18 protein-coding genes are annotated in these 20,793 nt (G+C 63.6%); 8 read left to right on the top strand and 10 right to left on the bottom strand.

Going from position 1 to position 20,793, the window contains the following annotated elements; translation table 11 throughout:
* Positions 1–42: 42 nt before the first annotated feature.
* Positions 43–3,750, bottom strand: a complete 3,708-nt coding sequence (gene metH / locus LJX93_RS17230; RefSeq protein ID WP_227696238.1) for a methionine synthase — start codon at positions 3,748–3,750, stop codon at positions 43–45.
* Positions 3,751–3,915: 165 nt separating this feature from the next.
* On the opposite strand from metH, the gene LJX93_RS17225 reads away from it, so the two are divergent.
* The 5 genes from LJX93_RS17225 to LJX93_RS17205 all read left to right on the top strand — a co-directional run bounded on the left by LJX93_RS17225 (position 3,916) and on the right by LJX93_RS17205 (position 9,350).
* Positions 3,916–6,216, top strand: coding sequence for a fatty acid cis/trans isomerase (locus LJX93_RS17225; RefSeq protein WP_047581147.1), 2,301 nt, complete (start codon positions 3,916–3,918; stop codon positions 6,214–6,216).
* A gap of 153 nt (positions 6,217–6,369) precedes the next feature.
* Positions 6,370–7,404 carry an acyltransferase family protein gene (locus LJX93_RS17220; protein ID WP_033699011.1) on the top strand — a complete coding sequence of 345 codons (1,035 nt, stop codon included), beginning with the start codon at positions 6,370–6,372 and terminating at the stop codon, positions 7,402–7,404.
* A 58-nt stretch (positions 7,405–7,462) separates the two neighbouring features.
* On the top strand, positions 7,463–8,047 hold the full coding sequence (nfuA, locus tag LJX93_RS17215; RefSeq protein ID WP_012271640.1) for a Fe-S biogenesis protein NfuA: 585 nt from the start codon (positions 7,463–7,465) through the stop codon (positions 8,045–8,047).
* A gap of 206 nt (positions 8,048–8,253) precedes the next feature.
* Positions 8,254–8,862 (top strand): SCO family protein, encoded by a 609-nt coding sequence (locus LJX93_RS17210; RefSeq protein WP_033699010.1) that lies wholly within the window; start codon positions 8,254–8,256, stop codon positions 8,860–8,862.
* Positions 8,862–9,350, top strand: a complete 489-nt coding sequence (locus LJX93_RS17205; RefSeq protein ID WP_033699009.1) for a copper chaperone PCu(A)C — start codon at positions 8,862–8,864, stop codon at positions 9,348–9,350. Before LJX93_RS17210 ends, LJX93_RS17205 begins: the two co-directional genes overlap by 1 nt.
* A gap of 33 nt (positions 9,351–9,383) precedes the next feature.
* On the opposite strand, the gene LJX93_RS17200 is transcribed toward LJX93_RS17205, so the two are convergent.
* From LJX93_RS17200 to LJX93_RS17165, 8 genes are all read right to left on the bottom strand, one after another.
* On the bottom strand, positions 9,384–9,611 hold the full coding sequence (locus LJX93_RS17200; RefSeq protein ID WP_156310782.1) for a hypothetical protein: 228 nt from the start codon (positions 9,609–9,611) through the stop codon (positions 9,384–9,386).
* Positions 9,612–9,685: 74 nt separating this feature from the next.
* Positions 9,686–10,519: an AraC family transcriptional regulator gene (locus tag LJX93_RS17195; protein ID WP_033699007.1), complete on the bottom strand. Its 834-nt coding sequence runs from the start codon at positions 10,517–10,519 to the stop codon at positions 9,686–9,688.
* Positions 10,516–10,830, bottom strand: coding sequence for an AzlD domain-containing protein (locus LJX93_RS17190; RefSeq protein WP_047581077.1), 315 nt, complete (start codon positions 10,828–10,830; stop codon positions 10,516–10,518). Before LJX93_RS17190 ends, LJX93_RS17195 begins: the two co-directional genes overlap by 4 nt.
* Positions 10,827–11,528, bottom strand: coding sequence for an AzlC family ABC transporter permease (locus LJX93_RS17185; RefSeq protein ID WP_033699003.1), 702 nt, complete (start codon positions 11,526–11,528; stop codon positions 10,827–10,829). Before LJX93_RS17185 ends, LJX93_RS17190 begins: the two co-directional genes overlap by 4 nt.
* A 102-nt stretch (positions 11,529–11,630) precedes the next feature.
* Positions 11,631–12,332 (bottom strand): sel1 repeat family protein, encoded by a 702-nt coding sequence (locus tag LJX93_RS17180; protein ID WP_227696237.1) that lies wholly within the window; start codon positions 12,330–12,332, stop codon positions 11,631–11,633.
* Positions 12,333–12,482: 150 nt separating this feature from the next.
* Positions 12,483–13,577, bottom strand: a complete 1,095-nt coding sequence (locus tag LJX93_RS17175; protein ID WP_033698999.1) for a hypothetical protein — start codon at positions 13,575–13,577, stop codon at positions 12,483–12,485.
* Positions 13,578–13,603: 26 nt separating this feature from the next.
* A complete protein-coding gene (locus LJX93_RS17170) occupies positions 13,604–14,230 on the bottom strand; it encodes a LysE family translocator (protein ID WP_033698997.1) in 627 nt (208 codons plus the stop codon).
* A 2-nt stretch (positions 14,231–14,232) separates the two neighbouring features.
* The gene (locus LJX93_RS17165) at positions 14,233–15,009 is read right to left on the bottom strand and encodes a YqcI/YcgG family protein (RefSeq protein WP_033698995.1); all 777 of its coding nucleotides are present in this window, start codon (positions 15,007–15,009) and stop codon (positions 14,233–14,235) included.
* Positions 15,010–15,168: 159 nt separating this feature from the next.
* On the opposite strand from LJX93_RS17165, the gene LJX93_RS17160 reads away from it, so the two are divergent.
* Entirely contained in the window at positions 15,169–16,089 is a 921-nt protein-coding gene (locus LJX93_RS17160) for a LysR substrate-binding domain-containing protein (RefSeq protein ID WP_033698993.1), read from the top strand.
* On the opposite strand, the gene LJX93_RS17155 is transcribed toward LJX93_RS17160, so the two are convergent.
* Positions 16,074–16,979, bottom strand: a complete 906-nt coding sequence (locus LJX93_RS17155) for a LysR family transcriptional regulator (RefSeq protein WP_033700155.1) — start codon at positions 16,977–16,979, stop codon at positions 16,074–16,076. The two genes, LJX93_RS17160 and LJX93_RS17155, sit on opposite strands and share 16 nt — an antisense overlap.
* Positions 16,980–17,098: 119 nt before the next feature.
* On the opposite strand from LJX93_RS17155, the gene LJX93_RS17150 reads away from it, so the two are divergent.
* Together LJX93_RS17150 and LJX93_RS17145 are read left to right on the top strand one after the other, a co-directional pair.
* Positions 17,099–18,289 carry an MFS transporter gene (locus tag LJX93_RS17150; RefSeq protein WP_033698991.1) on the top strand — a complete coding sequence of 397 codons (1,191 nt, stop codon included), beginning with the start codon at positions 17,099–17,101 and terminating at the stop codon, positions 18,287–18,289.
* A 103-nt stretch (positions 18,290–18,392) separates the two neighbouring features.
* Positions 18,393–20,753, top strand: a complete 2,361-nt coding sequence (locus tag LJX93_RS17145; RefSeq protein WP_033698989.1) for a DNA polymerase II — start codon at positions 18,393–18,395, stop codon at positions 20,751–20,753.
* The last annotated feature ends 40 nt before the right edge of the window (positions 20,754–20,793 follow it).

The following is a 20,793-nucleotide window of genomic DNA, read 5'->3' as shown; positions in this document are numbered from 1 at the left end:
TGGCCCTTTCGCGGTTAAAGCCGCGAAAGGGCCAGCAGAGTCTTAGTTGTCGTACCCGAGGTTAGGTGCCAACCAACGCTCGCTCACGCTCACTTCCTGGCCCTTGCGCGCGCTGTAGCGCTCGATCTGGTCCTTGTCTACCTTGCCCACGGCAAAGTACTGCGCCTGCGGGTGGGCAAAATACCAGCCACTGACCGCCGCCGCCGGGAACATCGCGAAGTGTTCGGTCAGGAACACGCCGCTTGCGCCGGTCTCGCCAATGGCCGTGCCATCGAGCAGGCGGAACAAGGTTTCTTTCTCGGTGTGGTCCGGGCAGGCCGGGTAGCCTGGGGCAGGGCGGATGCCGCTGTACTGCTCCTTGATCAACGCCTCGTTGTCCAGGTGTTCGTCACGGGCGTAACCCCAGTGCTCTTTGCGCACCTGTTCGTGCAGCCACTCGGCGCAGGCTTCGGCCAGGCGGTCGGCCAAGGCCTTGACCATGATCGAGCTGTAGTCGTCGCCCTTGTCCTGATAAGCCTTGGCCACTTCCTCGGCGCCGATGCCGGCGGTGGTGATGAAGCCGCCGACGTAGTCGGTGACACCGCTGCCCTTCGGCGCGACGAAGTCGGCCAACGACCAGTTCGGCTTGCCGTCGGGCTTGATGGTCTGCTGGCGTAGGTGGTGCAGGGTCGCCAGCGGCTGGCCGTCGTCGCCATACACCTCGATATCGTCATCGGCGACCTGATTGGCCGGCCAGAAGCCGAACACTGCGCGGGCACTGATCAACTTCTCGTCGATCAGCTTGTCGAGCATCTCGCGGGCATCTTTGTACAGCGCTGTGGCCGCTTCGCCGACCACTTCGTCGGTGAGGATGCGCGGGAACTTGCCGGCCAGGTCCCAGGAGATGAAGAAGGGGGTCCAGTCGATGTACTCGGCCAGGGTCCGCAGGTCGATGTCCTGCAGCACCTTGACGCCGGTGAAGGAGGGCACTGCGGGCTGGTAGCCGGCCCAGTCGTATTGCGGCTTGGCGGCAATCGCCTTGGCGTAGCTCAGGCGCTCGGTACGGGCACTGCGGTTGGCCGTGCGCTCGCGGACATCGACGTAGTCCAGGCGGGTCTTTTCGACGAAGCCGGGTTTGAGCTCCTTGGACAGCAACTGGGTCGCTACGCCGACGGCGCGCGAAGCGTCGGTGACGTAGATCACCGCGTCGTTGCTGTACTTGGGCTCGATCTTCACGGCCGTGTGCGCCTTGGACGTGGTTGCACCACCGATCATCAGCGGCAGGTTGAAGCCCTGGCGCTGCATTTCGCGGGCAACGTGGACCATCTCGTCCAGCGACGGGGTAATCAGGCCGGACAGGCCGATGATGTCGCATTTCTCGTCGCGTGCGGTTTGCAGAATCTTCTCTGCCGGCACCATCACGCCGAGGTCGACGATGTCGTAACCGTTACAGCCCAGGACCACGCCGACGATGTTCTTGCCGATGTCGTGCACGTCGCCCTTGACCGTGGCCATCAAGATTTTGCCCTTGGCCTCGGGCTTGTCGCCTTTTTCGGCCTCGATGAACGGGATCAGGTGGGCTACGGCCTGCTTCATCACGCGTGCCGACTTGACCACCTGGGGCAGGAACATCTTGCCGGCACCGAACAGGTCGCCGACCACGTTCATGCCGCTCATCAGCGGGCCTTCGATGACCTCGATGGGCCGCGCGCATTGCTGGCGGCATTCTTCGGTGTCTTCGACGATGTGCGCAGTGATGCCTTTGACCAGGGCGTGTTCCAGGCGCTTGCCGACCGGCAGTGAGCGCCAGGCCTCGTTCTCGACTTCCTTGGTGGCGCCGCCGCCTTTGTAGTCGTCGGCAATGGTCAGCAGTGCATCGGTGCCTTCCGGGGTGCGGTTGAGCACCACGTCTTCGACCTTGTTGCGCAGGTCGGCCGGGATCTCGTCGTAGATCTCCAACTGGCCGGCGTTGACGATACCCATGGTCAGGCCGTTGCGGATGGCGTGGAACAGGAACACCGAGTGGATCGCTTCACGCACCGGGTTGTTGCCTCGGAACGAGAACGACACGTTGGACACCCCGCCCGAGCTCAGCGCGTGCGGCAGGTGGTCACGGATGTAGGCGCAGGCTTCGATGAAGTCGACGGCATAGTTGTTGTGCTCTTCGATGCCGGTGGCGACGGCGAAGATGTTCGGGTCGAAGATGATGTCTTCCGGCGGGAAGCCCACTTCGTTGACCAGGATGTCGTAGCTGCGCTTGCAGATTTCTTTCTTGCGCGCGGCGGTGTCGGCCTGGCCGACCTCGTCGAAGGCCATCACCACCACGGCGGCGCCGTAGCGTTTGCACAGGCGGGCGTGGTGCTTGAACTGCTCGACGCCTTCTTTCATGGAGATCGAGTTGACGATGCCCTTGCCCTGGATGCACTTCAGGCCCGCCTCGATCACTTCCCACTTGGAAGAGTCGATCATGATCGGTACCCGGGAGATATCCGGCTCACCCGCGATCATGTTGAGGAAGCGGACCATGGCGGCCTGGGAGTCGAGCATCCCTTCGTCCATGTTGATGTCGATCACCTGGGCGCCGGCCTCGACCTGCTGCAGGGCCACTTCCAGGGCTTCGGTGTAGTTCTCTTCACGAATCAGCCGGGCGAACTTGGCCGAGCCGGTGATGTTGGTGCGCTCGCCAACGTTGACGAACAGCGACTGACGATCGATGGTGAAGGGTTCCAGGCCCGACAGGCGGCAGGCCTTGGCGATTTCCGGGATCTCGCGGGGTTTGTACTTGGCCACGGCTTCGGCGATGGCCTGGATGTGGCCCGGGGTGGTGCCGCAGCAGCCGCCGATGATGTTGAGGAAGCCGCTGGCGGCGAACTCCTCGACCACTGCGGCCATCTCGGCCGGGGTTTCGTCGTACTCGCCGAAGGCGTTGGGCAGGCCGGCGTTGGGGTGCGCCGAGACATGGGTGTCGGCCTTGGTCGACAACTCTTCCAGGTACGGGCGCAGGTCCTTGGCGCCCAGGGCGCAGTTCAGGCCCACGGAAATCGGCTTGGCATGGCGCACCGAGTTCCAGAAGGCTTCGGTGGTCTGCCCGGACAAGGTCCGGCCGGAGGCGTCGGTGATGGTGCCGGAGATCATGATCGGCAATTCGACCTGGTCATCCTCGAACACCTGCTGCACGGCGAAGATCGCCGCCTTTGCGTTGAGGGTGTCGAAAATGGTTTCGATCAGGATCAGGTCGGCACCGCCCTCGATCAGGCCGCGGGTGGCCTCGACGTAGTTTTCCACCAGTTCGTCGAAGGTGACGTTGCGGTAGCTGGGGTCGTTGACGTCCGGGGAAATCGAGCAGGTGCGGCTGGTCGGGCCAAGCACGCCGGCGACGAAGCGCGGTTTGTCCGGCGTCTCCAGGGTCTTGGCATCGGCGACCTGGCGGGCGATGCGCGCGCCTTCGACGTTCAGCTCGTAGACCAGCGACTCCATGCCGTAGTCGGCCTGGGAAATCTGCGTGGCGTTGAAGGTGTTGGTTTCGAGAATATCGGCGCCAGCATCCAGGTAGGCTTTTTCGATGGCGGCGATGACATCGGGGCGGCTGAGCAGCAACAGATCGTTGTTACCCTTTACATCGCTTGGCCAATCGGCAAAGCGCGTGCCACGATAGTCGTGTTCCTCGAGGCGATAACTTTGGATCATAGTACCCATGCCGCCGTCGAGGATCAGGATGCGCTCTTTGAGTGCGTGCTGGAGTGCTTGGAGACGAGCGCTGCGGTCGGACATAGGAACTACCTGGTCGGGCGATATCAGAAGGTGCCGAATCATAACAAAGCTGCGCGGTTTTTAGGCGCATCGCCCATTTGCATGAATTTTGCTCATGTTGGCGCACAAGCACCCAGGCGCGACCAGGCAATCGTGATGGCTTTCAGGAACCAGGACTTTTCGCACATGCTGCAACGTATTCTTGCCGGCGTCTTCGCCTTGCTCATCAGCGGCGTGGCGTTCGGGCAAGCCCCCCAGTCGAGTCCGGCCATTTCCTACACCCGGGACATTCAGCCGATCTTCACCGAGAAATGCGTGGCCTGCCACGCTTGTAACGATGCGGCCTGCCAGCTCAAGCTGGAAAGCCCCGAAGGGGCCGTGCGCGGGGCCACCAAGGTACCGGTGTACCAGGGCGACCGAAGCAAGGCGGTGCCCACCACGCGGCTGTTCTACGACGCCCACAGCGAGGGCGAGTGGCGCAAGAAGGGCTTCTACTCGGTGCTCGACAGCCAGGGCAGCCAGGCGGCGCTGATGGCGCGCATGCTCGAACTTGGGCACAAGACACCGCTCACGCCCAATGCCAAGTTGCCCGAGGACATCGTCCTGGGGATCAGCCGCAACAACATGTGCCCGTTGCCCCATGAGTTCGACGCCTACGCCGGCGCGCACCCCAGGGAAGGCATGCCGCTGGCGGTCACCGGCCTGACCGACCAGGAGTACAGCACGCTGCAACGCTGGCTGGCCACGGGGGCGCCGGTAGAGTACCAGCCGGTCCAGCCGAACCCGGCCGAGGCCAGGCAGATTGCCGACTGGGAAGAGCTGCTCAACCGCCCGGGCTCCACCGAAGCCCTGGTCGGGCGTTGGCTGTACGAGCACCTGTTCCTTGCGCACATCTACTTCGTTGGCGGGGAGCAGGGCCACTTCTTCCAATGGGTGCGTTCGCGCACGCCCAGCGGCCAGCCGGTCGACCTGATCGCTACCCGTCGCCCCAACGATCCACCGGGCACCGACTTCTATTACCGGCTGATTCCGGTGCAAGGCGTGATCGTGCACAAGACGCACATCACCTACCCAATGGGCCCACAAAAGCTCAAGCGGGTGAAGCAACTGTTTTACGCCGGTGACTGGCACGCTGCGGCGCTGCCCGGCTATGGCCCGCGTCATCGGGCCAACCCGTTCGAGACCTTCGAGGCGATCCCGGCGGTGGCGCGCTACCAGTTCATGCTGGACAACGCCGAGTACTTCGTGCGCACCTTCATCCGCGGCCCGGTGTGCCGTGGGCAGATTGCGACCGACGTGATTCGCGACAACTTCTGGGCGCTGTTCCAGGAGCCGGCCCATGATCGCTACATCACCGATGCCCAGTACCGCGGCGCCGCCACCCCGTTGCTGGCCATGCCGGGGCAGATCGATGACGTGGGCAGTGTGCTGAGCCTCTGGCACGCCTACCGCGACAAGCGCAACGAGTACGAAAAACTGCGCCGCGAAGCCTATGCCGAAATGCCGGCGCCGGGCTGGTCGACGTTGTGGGCGGGTAACGACAATGCGCTGCTGAGCATTTTCCGCCACTTCGACAGCGCCTCGGTGAGCAAAGGCCTGGTCGGCGATGTGCCGCTCACGGTGTGGCTGTTCGACTACCCGTTGCTGGAGCGCACCTATTACCAGTTGGCGGTCAACTTCGATGTGTTCGGCAACGTCTCGCACCAGTTGCAGACACGCCTGTACTTCGACCTGATCCGCAACGGTGCCGAGGTCAATTTCTTGCGCCTGATGCCGGCCGATCAGCGCGGTGCGATCCTCAGCGACTGGTACCAGACCAGCGGCAAAGTGAAGATGTGGCTCGACTATGAAGACATCGACACCGATACCCCGAGCGGCATCAAGCTCGACCCTGGCAACCCCAAGCGCGACTTCGGCCTCAAGCTGTTGCAGCGCACCGGCAGCCTGAATGCGGCGCCCGACCCGATCAACCGGTGCCAGGGTGCCTACTGCTCACGGCCGCAAATGAGCGAAGAGTTCCGCAATGCCGAGCAGTCGCTCAGCCGCCTGGTGTCGCGCCCGGCGGCGGGGCTCAAGGTCATCAACCAGCTGCCTGAGGCAAGCATGCTGCGCATCGAAGGGCAGGGCGGTCAGCGCCAGGTGTACAGCCTGCTGCGCAACCGTGCGCACAGCAACGTCGCCTTCCTGCTGGGCGAGGCTTCCCGCTATCAGCCAGGGCTGGACACACTGACCTTGTACCCGGGCGTACTCAGCAGCTACCCGAATTTCATCTTCAACATACCGACCCAGGATGTGCCGGAATTTGTCGAAGACATGGAGTATGCGCGTGATGACCCGAGCAAGTTCGAGCGCATCGTCATGCGCTGGGGTGTGCGCCGTAGCCATCCGCAGTTCTGGCAGTACTTCCATGACCTGAACAGCTACATCAAGGAGACCCAGCCGGTGGAAGCGGGTGTGCTGGACATGAACCGCTACGAGAACCTCTGATCGGTTGGCCTGACCTTTCCGGGGTAGCTGCGGTCGGAAACGGTGGGTGGTCCTGATCGACTGCAGGGGGGGCTGCTGGGCAGCCTTTCGCGGGTATTGCCCCCTCTGCGCTCGGTCACCGGCCTCAATGCACCGGCAATCGCAGGGTATTCCATGCTGTATTCGCTTCAGGCACTGCGGGCGTTCGCCGCCTGGGTGGTGGTTTGCCACCATTTCATGCAGATTTTCTTCGACTTCCACGCCAGCGGCCCGATCGGCCAACTGCTTACCGACCGGGGCGCCGTGGGCGTCGATATCTTCTTCGTCATCAGTGGGCTGGTGATCTACCTGTCGACCCGTGACAAAACCATCGAACCGCGTCAGTTCCTGCTCAACCGGGTGCTGCGCATCGTGCCGGCGTATTGGTTCTACAGCTTGCTCATGGCGGGCCTGCTGCTGGCGGCCAGCCGCTGGATGCCGCACCAGCAGTTCGACTGGCAGCACCTGTTGCTGTCGTTGCTGTTCGTGCCAGCGGAAAACCCTGGGGGGTACGGGCTCTACCCGACCTTGAACGTGGGCTGGACGCTGAATTTCGAGATGTTCTTCTACCTGCTGTTCGGCCTGGCGTTCCTGGTGCGCCAGCGCCATCACCTGTGGCTGGTGAGCGCGGCGCTGTTGCTGGTCAGTGAAGTGCTGGGCCGGCTGGGCGTGCTCAGCCATTTCTACAACAACGACATCATCTATGAATTCCTGCTCGGCATCGGCCTGGGTGTGCTGTATCGCCGGGGCCTGATTCGCGAGGGCGTGTGGATGCCGCTGGCGTTGCTCGGGGTGGCGGGGTACGCCCTCTATCACCTGGACGCTTCCCAGCGTCTGTTGCACTGGGGCGTGCCCAGCGCCCTGGTGGTGCTGGCCTTCATTGCCCTGGAACCGTGCTTCAAGGGTAACCAGGTGCTCAAGGCACTGGGCGACTGCTCGTATTCGGTGTACCTGATCCACGTGCTGGTGCTGTATGCCGGCTGGTTTGCCAGCCAGCGGCTGCACTTGAACCCGTATCTGGTGTTTGCCCTGTGCGTGCCGTCCATTGGACTAATGTCGTGGTTCAGCTACCAGTGGCTGGAGCGTGGCTTGTACCGGCGAATGCAGGCCTGGCTGGCGGCCCCACGGGGGCAGGCCCCGGCTTACGTGCTTTCCCGAGTCAAATACTAGGACTTTGTGCCGGGGCCAGGTTGGCGTACACTTGGCCGCAAGTCTGTGAGGAACTTACATGAGCGCTATAACCATTACCGACGCCGCCCATGATTACCTGGCCGATCTGCTCTCCAAGCAGAATACGCCCGGCATCGGCATTCGCATTTTCATCACCCAGCCAGGCACCCAGTACGCAGAGACGTGCATTGCCTACTGCAAGCCGGGCGAAGAGAAGCCCGACGACACCGCCGTGGGTCTGAAGAGCTTCACCGCTTACCTCGATGCGGTCAGCGTGCCCTTCCTTGAAGACGCGCTGGTCGACTACGCCACCGACCGCATGGGCGGCCAGCTGACCATCAAGGCGCCAAACGCCAAGGTGCCGATGGTCAACGAGGACAGCCCGATCAACGAGCGTATCAACTACTACCTGCAGACCGAGATCAACCCCGGTCTGGCCAGCCATGGCGGCCAGGTGAGCCTGGTGGACGTGGTCGACGACGGCATTGCCGTGCTGCAGTTCGGCGGCGGTTGCCAAGGCTGCGGCCAGGCTGACGTGACGTTGAAGGAAGGCATCGAGCGCACCCTGCTCGAGCGCATTCCCGAGCTCAAAGGTGTGCGTGACGTGACTGACCACACCCAGAAGGAAAACGCGTACTACTGACGAGTACGCGCCCTTAGCAACAAACTGTTACGGATTCAACCCCTGCGACAACAGGCCGCAGCCCGTATTCAAAGGGCTGCAGGCCAACACCGCCTTCATCGGGTAGAAGCACTTGGGGTGTCATGTAAGAATGCCCCGGTTTTTCGACCGGCCCCTCCCTGGGTCGGCACCTTTCCTGTGAAGGATGGCCTGTAAAGGATGGTTCCATGAATGATCTGTATACCCGGCGCGCGGTTGTCGCTGGGATGGGCGTTCTCGGGCTTGGCCTGCTGGCCGGCTGCAGCCCGGCCCGGGGTCTCGAGTTCAAGTACGGCAAGAACATGAGCAACGAAATCCTTGGGCGCAAGTTCAACCTCAAGGACCCCCAAGGCAACCCGCGTACCCTGTCGAGCTTCTACGGCAGCATGCCGATGATCTTCTTCGGCTTCACCCAGTGCCCGGCGGTCTGCCCGACCACGCTGGCGCGCGCGGCGCAAATCAGGCAAATGCTCAAGGGCCGTGACCGTGACCTGTTCCAGGTGGTGTTCATCACCCTGGACCCGGAGCGCGACACCCCCGAAGTGCTCGATGCCTACGTCAAGGCGTTCGACCCGTCGTTCACCGCCCTGACCGGTACCCCTGAGGAAATCGCCGAGGTGGCCAAGGAATTCAAGGTGTTCTACGAGAAGGTCCCGGCCGGTGACACCTACACCATCTCTCATTCGTCCACCAGCTACGTCTACGACACACGTGGCACTCTGCGCCTGAGCCTGGGCCATTCCCTGAACGCCAAGGAATGCGCCGAAGACCTGGTCACCCTGATGGAGATTTGCTAATGGCTGTTTCACTGCAACCGTTCAAGCGCGGCCTGGCCGCCATCGCCCTGCTGGGCCTTGCCCTGCCAGCGTTGGCCGAGACCACCGTGAGTGATGCCTGGGTCCGTGCTAGCGTGCCGCACCAGCAGTCCACCGGTGCCTTCATGACCTTGACTGCCAGCAGCGACAGCAAGCTGGTAGGGGTCGAGTCGCCAGTGGCCAAGACCGTGCAGGTGCATGAAATGACCATGAACGGTGATGTGATGGGCATGCGTGAGGTCAAGGCAGTCGAGTTGCCGGCTGGCAAGGCGGTAACCCTGGACCCGAATGGCTTGCACGTCATGCTGATGGGCTTGAAGCAGCAGGTGAAGGAGGGTGAACAGGTACCTCTGACCCTGTTCATCGAAGACACCAAGGGTGGCAAGCAAACGCTGCAGGTGCAGGCGCCGGTGCGCCCGCTCAACGCCGAGGCTGGCGGTGGGCATGACCACATGCACATGAACCACTGAAATATCGGGGGCCGCATAGCGGCCCCAGTTCATTCAGCTGCGAAAGCGTGGCAGCGGCCTGTCCAGGGTCAGCGAGGTCAAGGTCTTGCGTACCTGGGCTTCGTCGGCCTCCAGGGCCTTGAGGCTCGCGCGAATCTTGCCGGCGACGGGCACATCGCCCTGCCGGTCGATCCAGTCGGCGATCTCCTTGCAAGCACTGCTCAGGCAGACCTGACGCTGGTTCATCAGCGATATGAGGGTGGTGAGCTCTCTTTCGGACATGGCAGGATCCTCCAATTCAGCCCTGTCAGTGTAGCAGTGCCTGACCCGTTTGCCCGGCCAGTTCCGCGGCCTGCCTAGCTGTGCAGGCAGGCCTGTCGATAGGCCCCCGGCGTCACGCCATAGGCCTGCTTGAACTGCCGGCTCAGGTGGCTTTGGTCAGCGAAGCCCAGGCTGAATGCCACCTCGGACGCCGCCAGGCCGCTTTTCAAGAATTCCCGGGCTCGGGCCAGGCGCCGTTGCTTGAGCCAGGCATGCGGCGGCAAACCGGTGGCCTGGCGAAACACCCGGGCGAAGTGGAAGGGCGACAGGTTGACCGCAGCCGCCAGGGCTTCAAGCGAGGGCGGGGCGGCCAGTTGGCTCTCCAGCAATTCGCGCGCACGCGCCACCGCCAGGGGCTCGAGGCCGGGTGCTGATGGCTCGGCGCACTGCCCGTGGCGTTGCACCAAGGCCAGCACGGCATGGCGCCAGGCGGTCTGCTGCTCCAGCGCACTGGCAGCCGATTCGGACAGCTGGTGCAACTGGCTGAAGGCCAGCGCCAGGGCCGGGTCCTGGATCACACTGTCCTTGAAGCTGGGCCTGCCGTGCCGGCCGAGCTCCAGCTCCTCCAGCACGCCGGTGACCCGTTCATGTTCCGGGTAGAAGCCGCGATAGCGCCAACCGGCTTCATGGGCAGTGGCGCCGGTGTGCAGCTCGTCGGGGTTGATCAGCACCATGCTGCCGACCGGGGCCAGGTGCTCGCTGCCACGATGCCAGAAGCGCTGGGCGCCGGACTCGATCACGGTGAACACATAGCCTTCGTGCACGTGCGGGGCGAAGCGTTGCTGAAAGTACCGCGCGTGCAGCATCTCGACGTCGCCCAGCGCCGGCGCCTGCCACAGGTGTGTCTGTTCACGCAGGGGCGTGGTCATGCCAGCCAGCTGCGCAGGAGGAAGAAGATCAACATGCTCACCAGCATGCTCAGCAACACGCTGCGGGTCAACAGCACCAGGGCGACGGCCACCACTGAGCCCAGCAGATACGGGTTGAGCAGGCTCAGGTTCAGGTGATGGTCAGGCATGAAGATGATCGGCCCGCAGATGGCGGTGAGCATGCCCGGCACCGCAAACCCGAGAAACTGCCGGGCGTTGGAGCTTAGGCGCAAAGGCAGGCGCGGTTCGAGAAACGCATAGCGGTTGAGGAACACGATGGCGCCCATGGCGAATATCAGTAACCAGGTCATGCACGGCCTCCAAAGCACTTCTGGCAAACGAAACCGGCGCTCATGCCGAGCAGGCCTGCCGCCACCAAGGCGGTTTCCCAGTGCCAGGCACTGAACAGCACCGAGCAGAACAGCGAAACGGCCACACACACTACCGTTGCGAGGTTGCGCACCAGGGGCGCGATCAGGGCGACGAAGGTGGCGACAATGGAAAAGTCCAGGCCCAACTGGTCGAGGTGCGGAATGTTCTGGCCAAGCACGATGCCGGCCAGGGTGAACAGGTTCCAGGCGACATAGAAGGTCAGGCCCACGCCCAGCGCGTACCAGCGGTTGAACTGTTGCTGGTCGTAATGGCTGGTCATGGCAAAGAATTCGTCGGTCAGCAAAAAGCCCAGGCCCAACCGCCAGCGCAGTGGCTGGTTCGACAGCACGGGGCGCATGGACAGGCCGTACAGCAGGTGCTGCGAGGTCAGCAGCAAGGTGGTGAGCAGGATCGACGCCAGGTTGGCGCCGCCCTTGAGCATGCCAATCGCCACCAGTTGCGCGGCACCGGCAAAGACGATAGCCGACAGGCCTTGGCCTTCCCAGGCACTGAGGTTGGCTTCAATGGCCATGGACCCGGCCAAAAGGCCCCAGGGGGCCACGGCCAGGGATAGCGGGAGGATGGCGATGGCGCCACGCAGAAAGGCTTGGCGGGCAATGTGTGGGCTGTGGGGCATGGTGGCTGCAACGCGTGTACTCGGTTGCGCAGCATGCCAGAGTGGTAATGGCGATGGCTTGAACGATCTTGCTGGTTTGGGCCCTGTTCGGGCTCAAGGGCGTTAGCGATGGCTGGCCAATCCGAGTTGCGCTGTCACGCACCCGTTGATGTCCACGGCCTTCTGCAGCAAGGTCTGACGCTGTTGCGAGTCCAGGTCTGCCAGCAGCCGGTACACCTCGGCCTGGTAGTCGCGCTGACGCCCCCACTGCATTTCCAGGCCCTGCGGCTGGCTGCGGCTACAGGCCAGTCGCGTGGCAGGTTGCGGGTAGTAGGGGGCGTACTGGGTGGCCATGCTCGGGATCGCCTCCAGTGCAGCGCGATACTCCGCGCTGGCGTTGTAGGCCGGGCACCAGGTGGCGATGGCCGGTGCCGGAGCCGCGAAGCCTTGCTTGAGGCTGGCTACCAGCAAAGGGCAGGCCGCGTCGGGGATCTGCCCGGCGGGCAAATAGGTCATGTAGTAGAGCGCCAGCCGGTACTGCGCCACCGGGTGGCCCAGCGCCACTGACTTTTTCAGCAGTGCCACCGCGGTAGGCAAGGTGTGGGCAAGGGCCTGGCCCTGACGGGTGAGTTCCGGGTCGCTGCCCAGGGCAGTGCGCAGTGAACTGGCGCTGTCATCTTGGCTGTCGGCCTGTTCCAGCAGCGGCAGGGCCTGGCGGTAGAGCAGGTCGGCATGAGGGTCGATGCGCACGTCAAGCGCTTGCGCAGCCAACGGCATCAGGGCGATCAACAGCGGGGGCAGGATGACCGCGCGACTCACAGGCATGCCTCGTGAAAAGCGCAGTCACGGCAGGCGGCCAGTTGTTGATGGACGGCTTCGATGTTCATGACAGGTACAGGTGCGCCTCAGGCGGATCGGAACGACGACGTATTCTAGCCACCCAAGGGCCCTCGCCGAAAGACCAGCAGGCAACTGTCAGACGAGCTTGATGGGTGTGACCTTGCGCTGAGCGTGTTTTTCCTGGGCCAGGCCCAGCTTGGCGGTAATGACCTTGGCCAGGGCATTGTTGCCCAGGTCGTTGAGGTGCAGGCGGTCGACGAACAGGTCGGCGCCGAATACCGGCGAGCTGCTGAGCATGCTGTTCATGTCGTAACAGGGTACCGGGTCGGCCTGGCTTTTGATGCGGCGAAAGAAGGCCATGTGCAACTGGCTGTCAAAGACCCCGTCGAGCAGGCGGTCGAAGTTGGCCGGCTGTTGCTCCAGCGCCGTCAGCATGGCCTGCTCACCCTCAGGCAGGGTTTCGCGGCACCAGGGCAGCAGTGGCTGGAGTATGAAGGTGAGGGTGGCATGGCTGTCTGCCAGCAGACGCTCCCATTGGCGCAAGGTGCGGCCGATGGTGTCGGCCGCGCGGGCCAGTCGCTTTTCAGGGGGCGATAATGGCCTGGCGACAGGCGCTACGGGCGGGCGCGTGGTCAAGGCTTGGCCAAGCCGTCGCCAGAGCGATTGCGGGCGCGGGGCCACAGCAGGCGGCATGCCGTCGCTGTAGCTGTTCAGCGTGTCGCGCAGGGCCGTGGCGTGAAGCGGGTCGTGGGGGCTGGCGAGGACTTCGCCAAGGGCTTCATGGGCCAGTGTATTGAGGCCGCTGAGCACCACCACATGGCCCAATTGGCCGAGCCGATGCTGGTGGGTGAGGAACATCAGCAGCTCCTGGCCGGCATTGAGCCCGCAGCCGGCCAGGTTCAGCCAGACTTCACCGGTCAGCATCGACAAATGTGAAGCCACCGTATGTTCGTCGCAGCTGGCGCCTATACCCAAGGCGGTAGAGCCCCCCACCAGCAAGTTGATGCGCGGCGCCGCGCCGCGCTCGGCCGCCGAGAAACGCTTGCCCGCACAATGGCTGTAGCGCAGGCCAAGGGCATCGGTGTTGATAGTGCCGGAGCGATAACCGCGCTCGTGCACTTGTAGGGTGTGTGGCGCACGGTGGTTGCCTAGTAACAGAAAGCGCTGGTAGTCCTGTTGCAGCGGCGAAGGAGGGCCCGGGACAGGCGTGCTGGTGTCGGTCGATCTCATGGGCACTCCTTCGCGTTGTTGCTGGCTCAGGCCGCCAGTTCCTTGAGGTTGTAAAGCAGGCCGCCCGCTGCGATCAGCAACAGGGCGACGCCCGAAGCCAGGCTGATCAGGCGGTTGCTGCGTTGCGAGGCGATCTTGCCGATGGCGAAGATGTACAGGCTGAGCACGGCGAAATCGATGGCCACCCACAGCAGCGACAGCACCACCATGCTCTTGCCGAACGACTCGGTGATCTGGATGAACTGGGGGAAAAAGGCGATGAAGAAGATGATGTCCTTGGGGTTGGAGATGCCCACCATGAAGCCTTGCAGCAGGCCGCCGCGCCCAGGCCCTTGTGTCTCGTTCGCCGCGTCCGACGCCGGCGCCTGCAGGGCTTCCTTGAGGGTGCACACGGCGATGTAGCCGATGAACAGGCAGCCCATCAGGCTCATGCCGCTGAGCCAGGCCTTGTCGATGGCCGCGCTGGTCAGGATGATCCAGGCTGCCGCGCCTATCAGTACCAGGGACGCCCAGTTGGTACCCACGGCGGTGAACATGGCCTTGCGCGAGCCGGAGGCGGCAGCGGTGTTGACGATCAGTGCTACCACCGGGCCAGGGGTGGCGATCAGCAGCAGCACGGTCAGTGCATAGGTGGCGGTCAGTGCGGTATTCACGGTCAATTCTCGATCAGTGTGTCGGCGGGTACATGGGCGTGGAACGGGCAGCGTGACGGGTTGAGCGAACCTGCCTCCTGCAGTTGGTACTGCTTCCACTCGTAGTTGTCGGCATCGCCGAATGCGCCAAGGGTGTCGGGCATGACGCCGTCGTTATAGTGGGCCACGCGCTCGCGGATGCGGGCACGAATACGCTTGCCACTTTCAGTGCTGGCGTTGGCCACTTCGTCGAAGTTCTCCCGGGGGTTGATGACGAAGGTGATGTGCGGGCCCAGGTTGCGGCTTTTCATCTGCCGGTGGCCCGGGAAGTTCATGTTGATGAACAGCGGCATGCCGGCGTAGCAGAACGACCAGCCGTTATCGTCCGGGTCGGAGGGTATGGCCTGCGGCCAGGGATGTGGGTCGCGGGCATGGACCCCACGCAGCACCTTCCAGGCCAAGGCCTGTTGCTCGGCAAGGGTGTAGTCGCCAGGGGTTTCGAGAAACACCACCAGTGGGCTGCCGATGCGCTGCTTGAGCGGAATCGGTGCGATGGTGCGCACATAGTCGGCCAGGCCCTGAGCGATGTCATCGGCCAGCTGCTCGGCGCGGGCGAAGAGGATGTGGCAGGTTTCGCTGGCGACCGCCTTGCGCCCGAACAGGCACGGAAAGTCGGGGCTGGCGAGAATGCCGCGAAAATGCTGTATGGTTTTGTACGTCCAATGCTGCGTGTTCCGGACATGTTCAGTGGCCAGCTCTAGCGCATCCAGGCGATAGCAGTTTCCATAACCCGTAAACATGATTTCCCCAGGTTTCCAATTAAGTAACGTTCCAGGCATATGCAGGCAGAATCTTGGTTATCTTTATTATTTACATGCATTTTCTGAGACGGACTTAACGTTGTAAAACGCGTGGAACTATGACCTACTATTAGTCTTACTCATGCTTCGGACGTCGCCATGTCGGAACGGATTCAGGCTCTGCACGCCTTGCGTGCTTTCGAGGTGGCCTCTCGTTATGGCTCCTTTACCCGTGCGGCGGAGGAGCTGGCACTGACCCAAGGGGCAGTCAGCCACCACATCAAGACCCTCGAGGCCATGTTCGGCTGCGACCTGTTCGAGCGCCGTGGCCCGAAACTGAGCCTGACCGAGCACGGTCGCCTGTTGTCCCAGGAGCTCAAGGTCGGCTTCAAGATCATCGAGAATGCCTGCGCGTTGCTGCGCCAGGACCGCTACGGCCTGCGCCTCAAGGCCCCGTCCACGCTTACCATGCGCTGGCTGCTCAGGGCACTGGACGGGTTCAAGAAGAACGACGACAGCTGCAGCGTGCAACTGTCGAGCGTGTGGATGGACATCGACAGCGTGGATTTCTATTCCGAACCCTACGACTGCGCCATCCTGCTGGCCAACGGGCGTTTCCCCGCCGACGTCGAGAGCTTCAAACTGTTCGATGAATGGCTGATCCCGGTCTGCCACCCCGACTACATGGCACAACCGCAGCCCGACCTGGGCGACCTGCGCCAATGCGAGTTCCTTCACCCGTCCCCGGACCGGCGCGATTGGCGGCGTTGGCTGGCGCGCATGGATGCGCTGGACATCAGCATCGACCAGGGGCAGGTGTTCGACACCCTCGACCAGGGCATCTCGGCGGCTCAGCAAGGGTTGGGCATCTCGGTGGTGGACCTGGTGCTGGCCACGACCGATCTTTCGGCAGGCCGCCTGGTCACACCGTTCAAGTACGCGGTAGCCACGGGCGACGGCTATTACATGACCTGGCTCAAATCCAGCCCCAAGGCCCGGCAGATGCACAAGCTGCGTGATTTCCTGTTCGGCCAGGTACCGCCGCTGGCCTACAAGGACATCAACTACTTGTATGGCTGAGGGCCGCCAGGCAATACCCGTTCGAGCATGAAGTCGATGAACACTCGCAGCTTGGGCGGCACGTGGCGCCCCGACGGCCACAGCAGGTAGAAGCTGCCACGCCGTTCCATGAAACTCTCGAGCACGCTCACCAGTGTGCCTGCGGCCAATTCGCGGCGCACGCTGAAGTCTGGCAGGCAGGTGATGCCGCGGTGGTTTAGGGCAAAGCAGATGCGCGTCTCGACGTGGTTGCACACCATCGAAATGGGGATGTCATAGCCCTGGTCGGGGTGCTCCTGGCGCAGCGGCCAGACCTCCAGCTTGCCGTTGCTGGGGAAGCGGTAGTGTAGGCAGGTGTGTGTGCTCAAGTCACGCGGGTGGCTGGGCGTGCCGCGCTCGCGCAAGTATTCGGGTGATGCCACCAGGCGGTGCTGGAAGTGGCCGAGGAATTTGGCATTGAGGCGTGAGTCCAGCGGCTGGCCACCACGCATGACCACATCGAAACCCTCTCCGACGATATCCACCATGCGGTCGGTGAACTCCAGGTCCAGCTCAACCTGGGGGTACAGCGCCATGAACTCGGCCAACGCCGGCATCACCAGCCCGGTGACCTGGGGCAGGCTCACGCGCAGGCGGCCGCGCGGGGTTTCGCTGGCCTGGGACAGCGCCTGCTCGGTCGCTTCGATTTCCGCCAGGATGCGCCGGCTGCGCTCCAGAAACAGCGTGCCTTCGGCGGTCAGGGTGATGCTGCGCGTGCTGCGATGGAACAGGCGCACACCCAGGCGACTTTCCAGCCGTGCCACGCGCTTGCCTACGGCCGAGGCAGTGATGCCCAGTGACTGACCGGCAGCGACGAAGCTGCGGGTTTCGGCAACTCGGTTGAAGACCACGAAGCCGCTGAGGCTGTCCATGACGTGTTCCTGATTGCGGACATTGATGTCCGGGGTGAGCGGCATTGTAACCGTCTTTTTCCGTAATGCCGCCGCCGTGCACACTGTCGCCCTCGATTTCCACTTCAAGGCACCCTGCAATGTCCCAGATATCTTGCGCACCGCCATTGGTTGAGCGCGCCGAGCGCCTGCCCCTGAGTGGCCTGCTGGCGCTGGCCATGACCGGCTTTATCGCCATCCTCAGCGAAACCCTGCCTGCCGGTTTGCTGGACCAGATCGCCGGTGGCATGCACATCAGCCAGGCCATGGCCGGGCAATGGGTTACGGCCTACGCACTCGGATCGTTGTTGACTGCCATTCCCTTGGTGACCCTGACGCAGGGCTGGTATCGCCGTCGCGCTTTGCTGCTGGCGATCGGCGGCTTTGTGCTGTTCAACGGCTTGACGGTGTTGTCGTCGTCCAACGCTCTTACCCTGGTGCTGCGCTTTTTCACCGGTGCCGCTGCCGGCCTGGCCTGGGGGCTGATCGCCGGCCATGCCCGGCGCATGGTACCGGTGGCCTTGCAGGGGCGGGCGATGGCCGTGGCCATGCTTGGGCAGCCGATAGCGTTGTCCCTGGGGTTGCCTATTGGTACCTGGCTTGGGGCAATGCTGGGGTGGCGTGCGACCTTCGTCGTGGTCACCCTGGTGGCGCTGTTGCTGGTGGTCTGGGTATTGCGCGCGGTTCCGGATTACCCGGGGCAGGCCGCCGGCAAGCGCCCTGCGGCGTTGCAGGTGTTGCGCACACCGGGCGTGGCGCTGGTGCTGCTGGTGATCCTGACCTGGGTCCTGGGCCACAACATCCTCTATACCTACATCGTGCCGCTGTTGGCGGCGGCGGGGATGGCCGCCGAGATTGGCCAGGTGTTGATGGTGTTCGGCCTATCGGCGCTGGCGGGCATCGGGCTGGTCGGGTTGTTGGTCGATCGGCATCTGCGCAAGCTGGTACTGCTGAGCCTCGCCGGGTTTGCCGTGGCCACGCTGGTGCTGGGGCAGGCGTCTTCGTGGGCGATGTACCTGAGCATTGCGCTGTGGGGCGTGACGTACGGCGGCGCGCCAACGCTGTTGCAGACGGCCTGTGCGGATGCGGCGGGCGAGGGCGGTGATGTGGCGCAATCGATGCTGGTGACGGTGTGGAACAGTGCGATTGCGTTGGGGGGGATTATTGGCGGTTTGCTGCTGACCGGGGCCGGTGTCGCGTGGTTTGCGCCAGTGGCGTTGCTGTTGATCGGCTTGGCGTGGCTGCTGGCGTGGGCAGGGCGGCGTAGCGGGTTCGTCGCCGGCTCCCGCTGAAAACAGCGCTGAGTTGCCCCGGCAAGACATGCAAAGCCACAGGCTGCCCTGCAAAGGGTAGAATCGTCACTTCAGGCACAACAGACAACCAGAGGTCGACGCGGTGGATTTGCAGCAGGGCTTTGTCCTGACCCGGCATTGGCATGACACACCCGAAGGCACGTGCGTGGAGTTCTGGCTGGCTACCGACCAGGGGCCGCGGCAATTGCGCCTGGCGCCGCAGGTGTCGGTGGCGTTCCTCCCCCAGGCGCAAGCCGAGCATGCTCGCGTGCTGCTGGCCAACGAGCCGGGCGTCGAGCTCAAACCCTTGCAACTGCGTGACTTCGATCAGCGCCCGGTGCTGGGCCTTTACTGCCGCCAGCATCGCCAGTTGATGCAGGTGGAGCAACGCCTGCGCAACGCCGGCGTTGAGGTGTACGAGGCGGACATCCGCCCACCCGAGCGCTATCTCATGGAGCGCTTCATTACCGCCCCCGTGCAGTTCACCGGCCAACCCGACGGCCACGGCGTCCTCTGCGATGCCCAGCTCAAGCCCCTGCCGGACTATCGCCCGCCACTGCGCCTGGTGTCGCTGGATATCGAAACCAGCCAGCGCGGTGAGCTCTACAGTATTGCCCTCGAAGGCTGCGGCCAGCGCCAGGTGTACATGCTTGGCCCGGCAAACGGCGACAGCAGCGCCGTGGACTTCGACCTGCATTACTGCGACGACCCTGCCGCGCTGCTCGCGTGCCTCAACCAATGGATGGCCCGGCACGATCCGGATGCGATCATCGGCTGGAACCTGGTGCAGTTCGACCTGCGCCTGTTGCACGAACACGCCAAGCAATTGCAGGTGCCTTTGGCCCTGGGGCGCAACGGCGCGCCCATGACCCTGCGCGCTCACGCCAGCGGTGGTCACGTATTCGCCGATGCCCCCGGGCGGCTGCTGATCGACGGTATCGAAGCCTTGCGTTCGGCCACCTGGAGCTTCCCTTCGTTCAGCCTGGAAAACGTGGCGCAAACGCTGCTGGGCGAGGGCAAGGCCATCAGCACGCCTTATCAGCGCATGGACGAAATCAACCGCATGTTCGCCGAGGACAAACCGTCGCTGGCACGCTACAACCTCAAGGACTGCGAACTGGTCACGCGCATCTTCGCCCATACCCGCCTACTCGAATTCCTGCTTGAGCGTGCCAGCGTCACGGGGTTGGCCGTGGACCGAAGCGGTGGCTCGGTGGCGGCGTTCTGCCATTTGTACATGCCTCAGATGCACCGCCTGGGCTTTGTCGCGCCCAACCTCGGCAGCCGCCCCGACGAGGCCAGCCCCGGTGGCTTCGTGATGGACTCACGCCCTGGTCTCTACGATTCGGTGCTGGTGCTGGACTACAAAAGCCTGTACCCCTCGATCATCCGCACCTTTCTGATCGACCCGGTCGGCCTGGCCGAAGGCCTGCGCCAGCCCGATGACCAGCACTCGGTGGCCGGCTTTCGCGGCGCTCGCTTCTCCCGTAGCCGGCACTGCCTGCCAGCCATCGTCGAGCGTGTGTGGCAGGGCAGGGAGGCGGCCAAGCGCGCGGGTAACGCGCCGCTGTCGCAGGCACTGAAAATCATCATGAATGCCTTCTACGGTGTACTGGGTTCCAGCGGCTGCCGCTTCTTTGACCCGCGCCTGGCGTCGTCGATCACCCTGCGCGGCCACCAGATCATGCGCCAGACCCGTGAATTGATCGAAGCGCGTGGTTTTGATGTGATCTACGGCGATACCGACTCCACCTTCGTCTGGCTCAAGGGCGCCCATGACGAAGACGCCGCCGCGCGCATCGGCCGTGAGTTGGTGGCAGAAGTGAACCTGTGGTGGCGCCAGCACCTGCACGATTCGATGGGGCTGGACAGCGCCCTGGAGTTGCAGTTCGAAACCCATTACCGACGCTTCCTGATGCCCACCATTCGCGGCACCGAAGAGGGCAGCAAAAAGCGTTACGCCGGCCTGGTACAGCGCGCCGACGGCAGTGAACAGATGGTGTACAAGGGCCTGGAGTCGGTGCGCACCGACTGGTCGCCGCTGGCGCGGGAGTTCCAGCAGGCGCTGTACGGGCGTATCTTCCGCGGCCAACCGTACCGCGACTACGTGCGCCAGTACGTGCAACAGACCCTGGCCGGTGAACTGGATGAGCTGATGGTCTACCGCAAGCGCTTGCGCCGCCCGCTGGCCGACTACCAGCGAAACGTACCGCCGCACGTGCGTGCGGCGCGCCTGGCCGACGCGTACAACAGCCGCCTCGGCCGTCCACGGCAGTACCAGAACGGTGGCTGGATCAGCTACCTGATCACCACTGCCGGCCCTGAACCCTTGGAGAACCTGCAGGCGCCCATCGACTACGAGCACTACCTGAGCCGCCAACTGCAGCCGGTGGCCGATGCCATCCTGCCCTTTGTCGGTGATGATTTCGCGGCGTTGACGGGCAGCCAGTTAGCGTTGTTCTAAGTGCGGGCATTAGCTATCTAACGCCTCGACCAACCTCTTC

This window comes from Pseudomonas sp. HN2-3 (assembly GCF_020691745.1).
GTDB lineage: Bacteria > Pseudomonadota > Gammaproteobacteria > Pseudomonadales > Pseudomonadaceae > Aquipseudomonas > Aquipseudomonas capeferrum.
The sequence above is the reverse complement of the archived record's forward strand: the minus strand, read 5'-3'. Positions and strand labels throughout refer to the sequence as shown.

What these genes read in the sequence shown, in the direction of transcription:
- metH (WP_227696238.1), bottom strand. Translation starts at nt 3,750, where the DNA reads ATGTCCGACCGCAGCGCTCGTCTCCAAGCACTCCAGCACGCACTCAAA.
- LJX93_RS17225 (WP_047581147.1), top strand. Translation starts at nt 3,916, where the DNA reads ATGCTGCAACGTATTCTTGCCGGCGTCTTCGCCTTGCTCATCAGCGGC.
- LJX93_RS17220 (WP_033699011.1), top strand. Translation starts at nt 6,370, where the DNA reads ATGCTGTATTCGCTTCAGGCACTGCGGGCGTTCGCCGCCTGGGTGGTG.
- nfuA (WP_012271640.1), top strand. Translation starts at nt 7,463, where the DNA reads ATGAGCGCTATAACCATTACCGACGCCGCCCATGATTACCTGGCCGAT.
- LJX93_RS17210 (WP_033699010.1), top strand. Translation starts at nt 8,254, where the DNA reads ATGAATGATCTGTATACCCGGCGCGCGGTTGTCGCTGGGATGGGCGTT.
- LJX93_RS17205 (WP_033699009.1), top strand. Translation starts at nt 8,862, where the DNA reads ATGGCTGTTTCACTGCAACCGTTCAAGCGCGGCCTGGCCGCCATCGCC.
- LJX93_RS17200 (WP_156310782.1), bottom strand. Translation starts at nt 9,611, where the DNA reads ATGTCCGAAAGAGAGCTCACCACCCTCATATCGCTGATGAACCAGCGT.
- LJX93_RS17195 (WP_033699007.1), bottom strand. Translation starts at nt 10,519, where the DNA reads ATGACCACGCCCCTGCGTGAACAGACACACCTGTGGCAGGCGCCGGCG.
- LJX93_RS17190 (WP_047581077.1), bottom strand. Translation starts at nt 10,830, where the DNA reads ATGACCTGGTTACTGATATTCGCCATGGGCGCCATCGTGTTCCTCAAC.
- LJX93_RS17185 (WP_033699003.1), bottom strand. Translation starts at nt 11,528, where the DNA reads ATGCCCCACAGCCCACACATTGCCCGCCAAGCCTTTCTGCGTGGCGCC.
- LJX93_RS17180 (WP_227696237.1), bottom strand. Translation starts at nt 12,332, where the DNA reads ATGCCTGTGAGTCGCGCGGTCATCCTGCCCCCGCTGTTGATCGCCCTG.
- LJX93_RS17175 (WP_033698999.1), bottom strand. Translation starts at nt 13,577, where the DNA reads ATGAGATCGACCGACACCAGCACGCCTGTCCCGGGCCCTCCTTCGCCG.
- LJX93_RS17165 (WP_033698995.1), bottom strand. Translation starts at nt 15,009, where the DNA reads ATGTTTACGGGTTATGGAAACTGCTATCGCCTGGATGCGCTAGAGCTG.
- LJX93_RS17160 (WP_033698993.1), top strand. Translation starts at nt 15,169, where the DNA reads ATGTCGGAACGGATTCAGGCTCTGCACGCCTTGCGTGCTTTCGAGGTG.
- LJX93_RS17155 (WP_033700155.1), bottom strand. Translation starts at nt 16,979, where the DNA reads ATGGACAGCCTCAGCGGCTTCGTGGTCTTCAACCGAGTTGCCGAAACC.
- LJX93_RS17150 (WP_033698991.1), top strand. Translation starts at nt 17,099, where the DNA reads ATGTCCCAGATATCTTGCGCACCGCCATTGGTTGAGCGCGCCGAGCGC.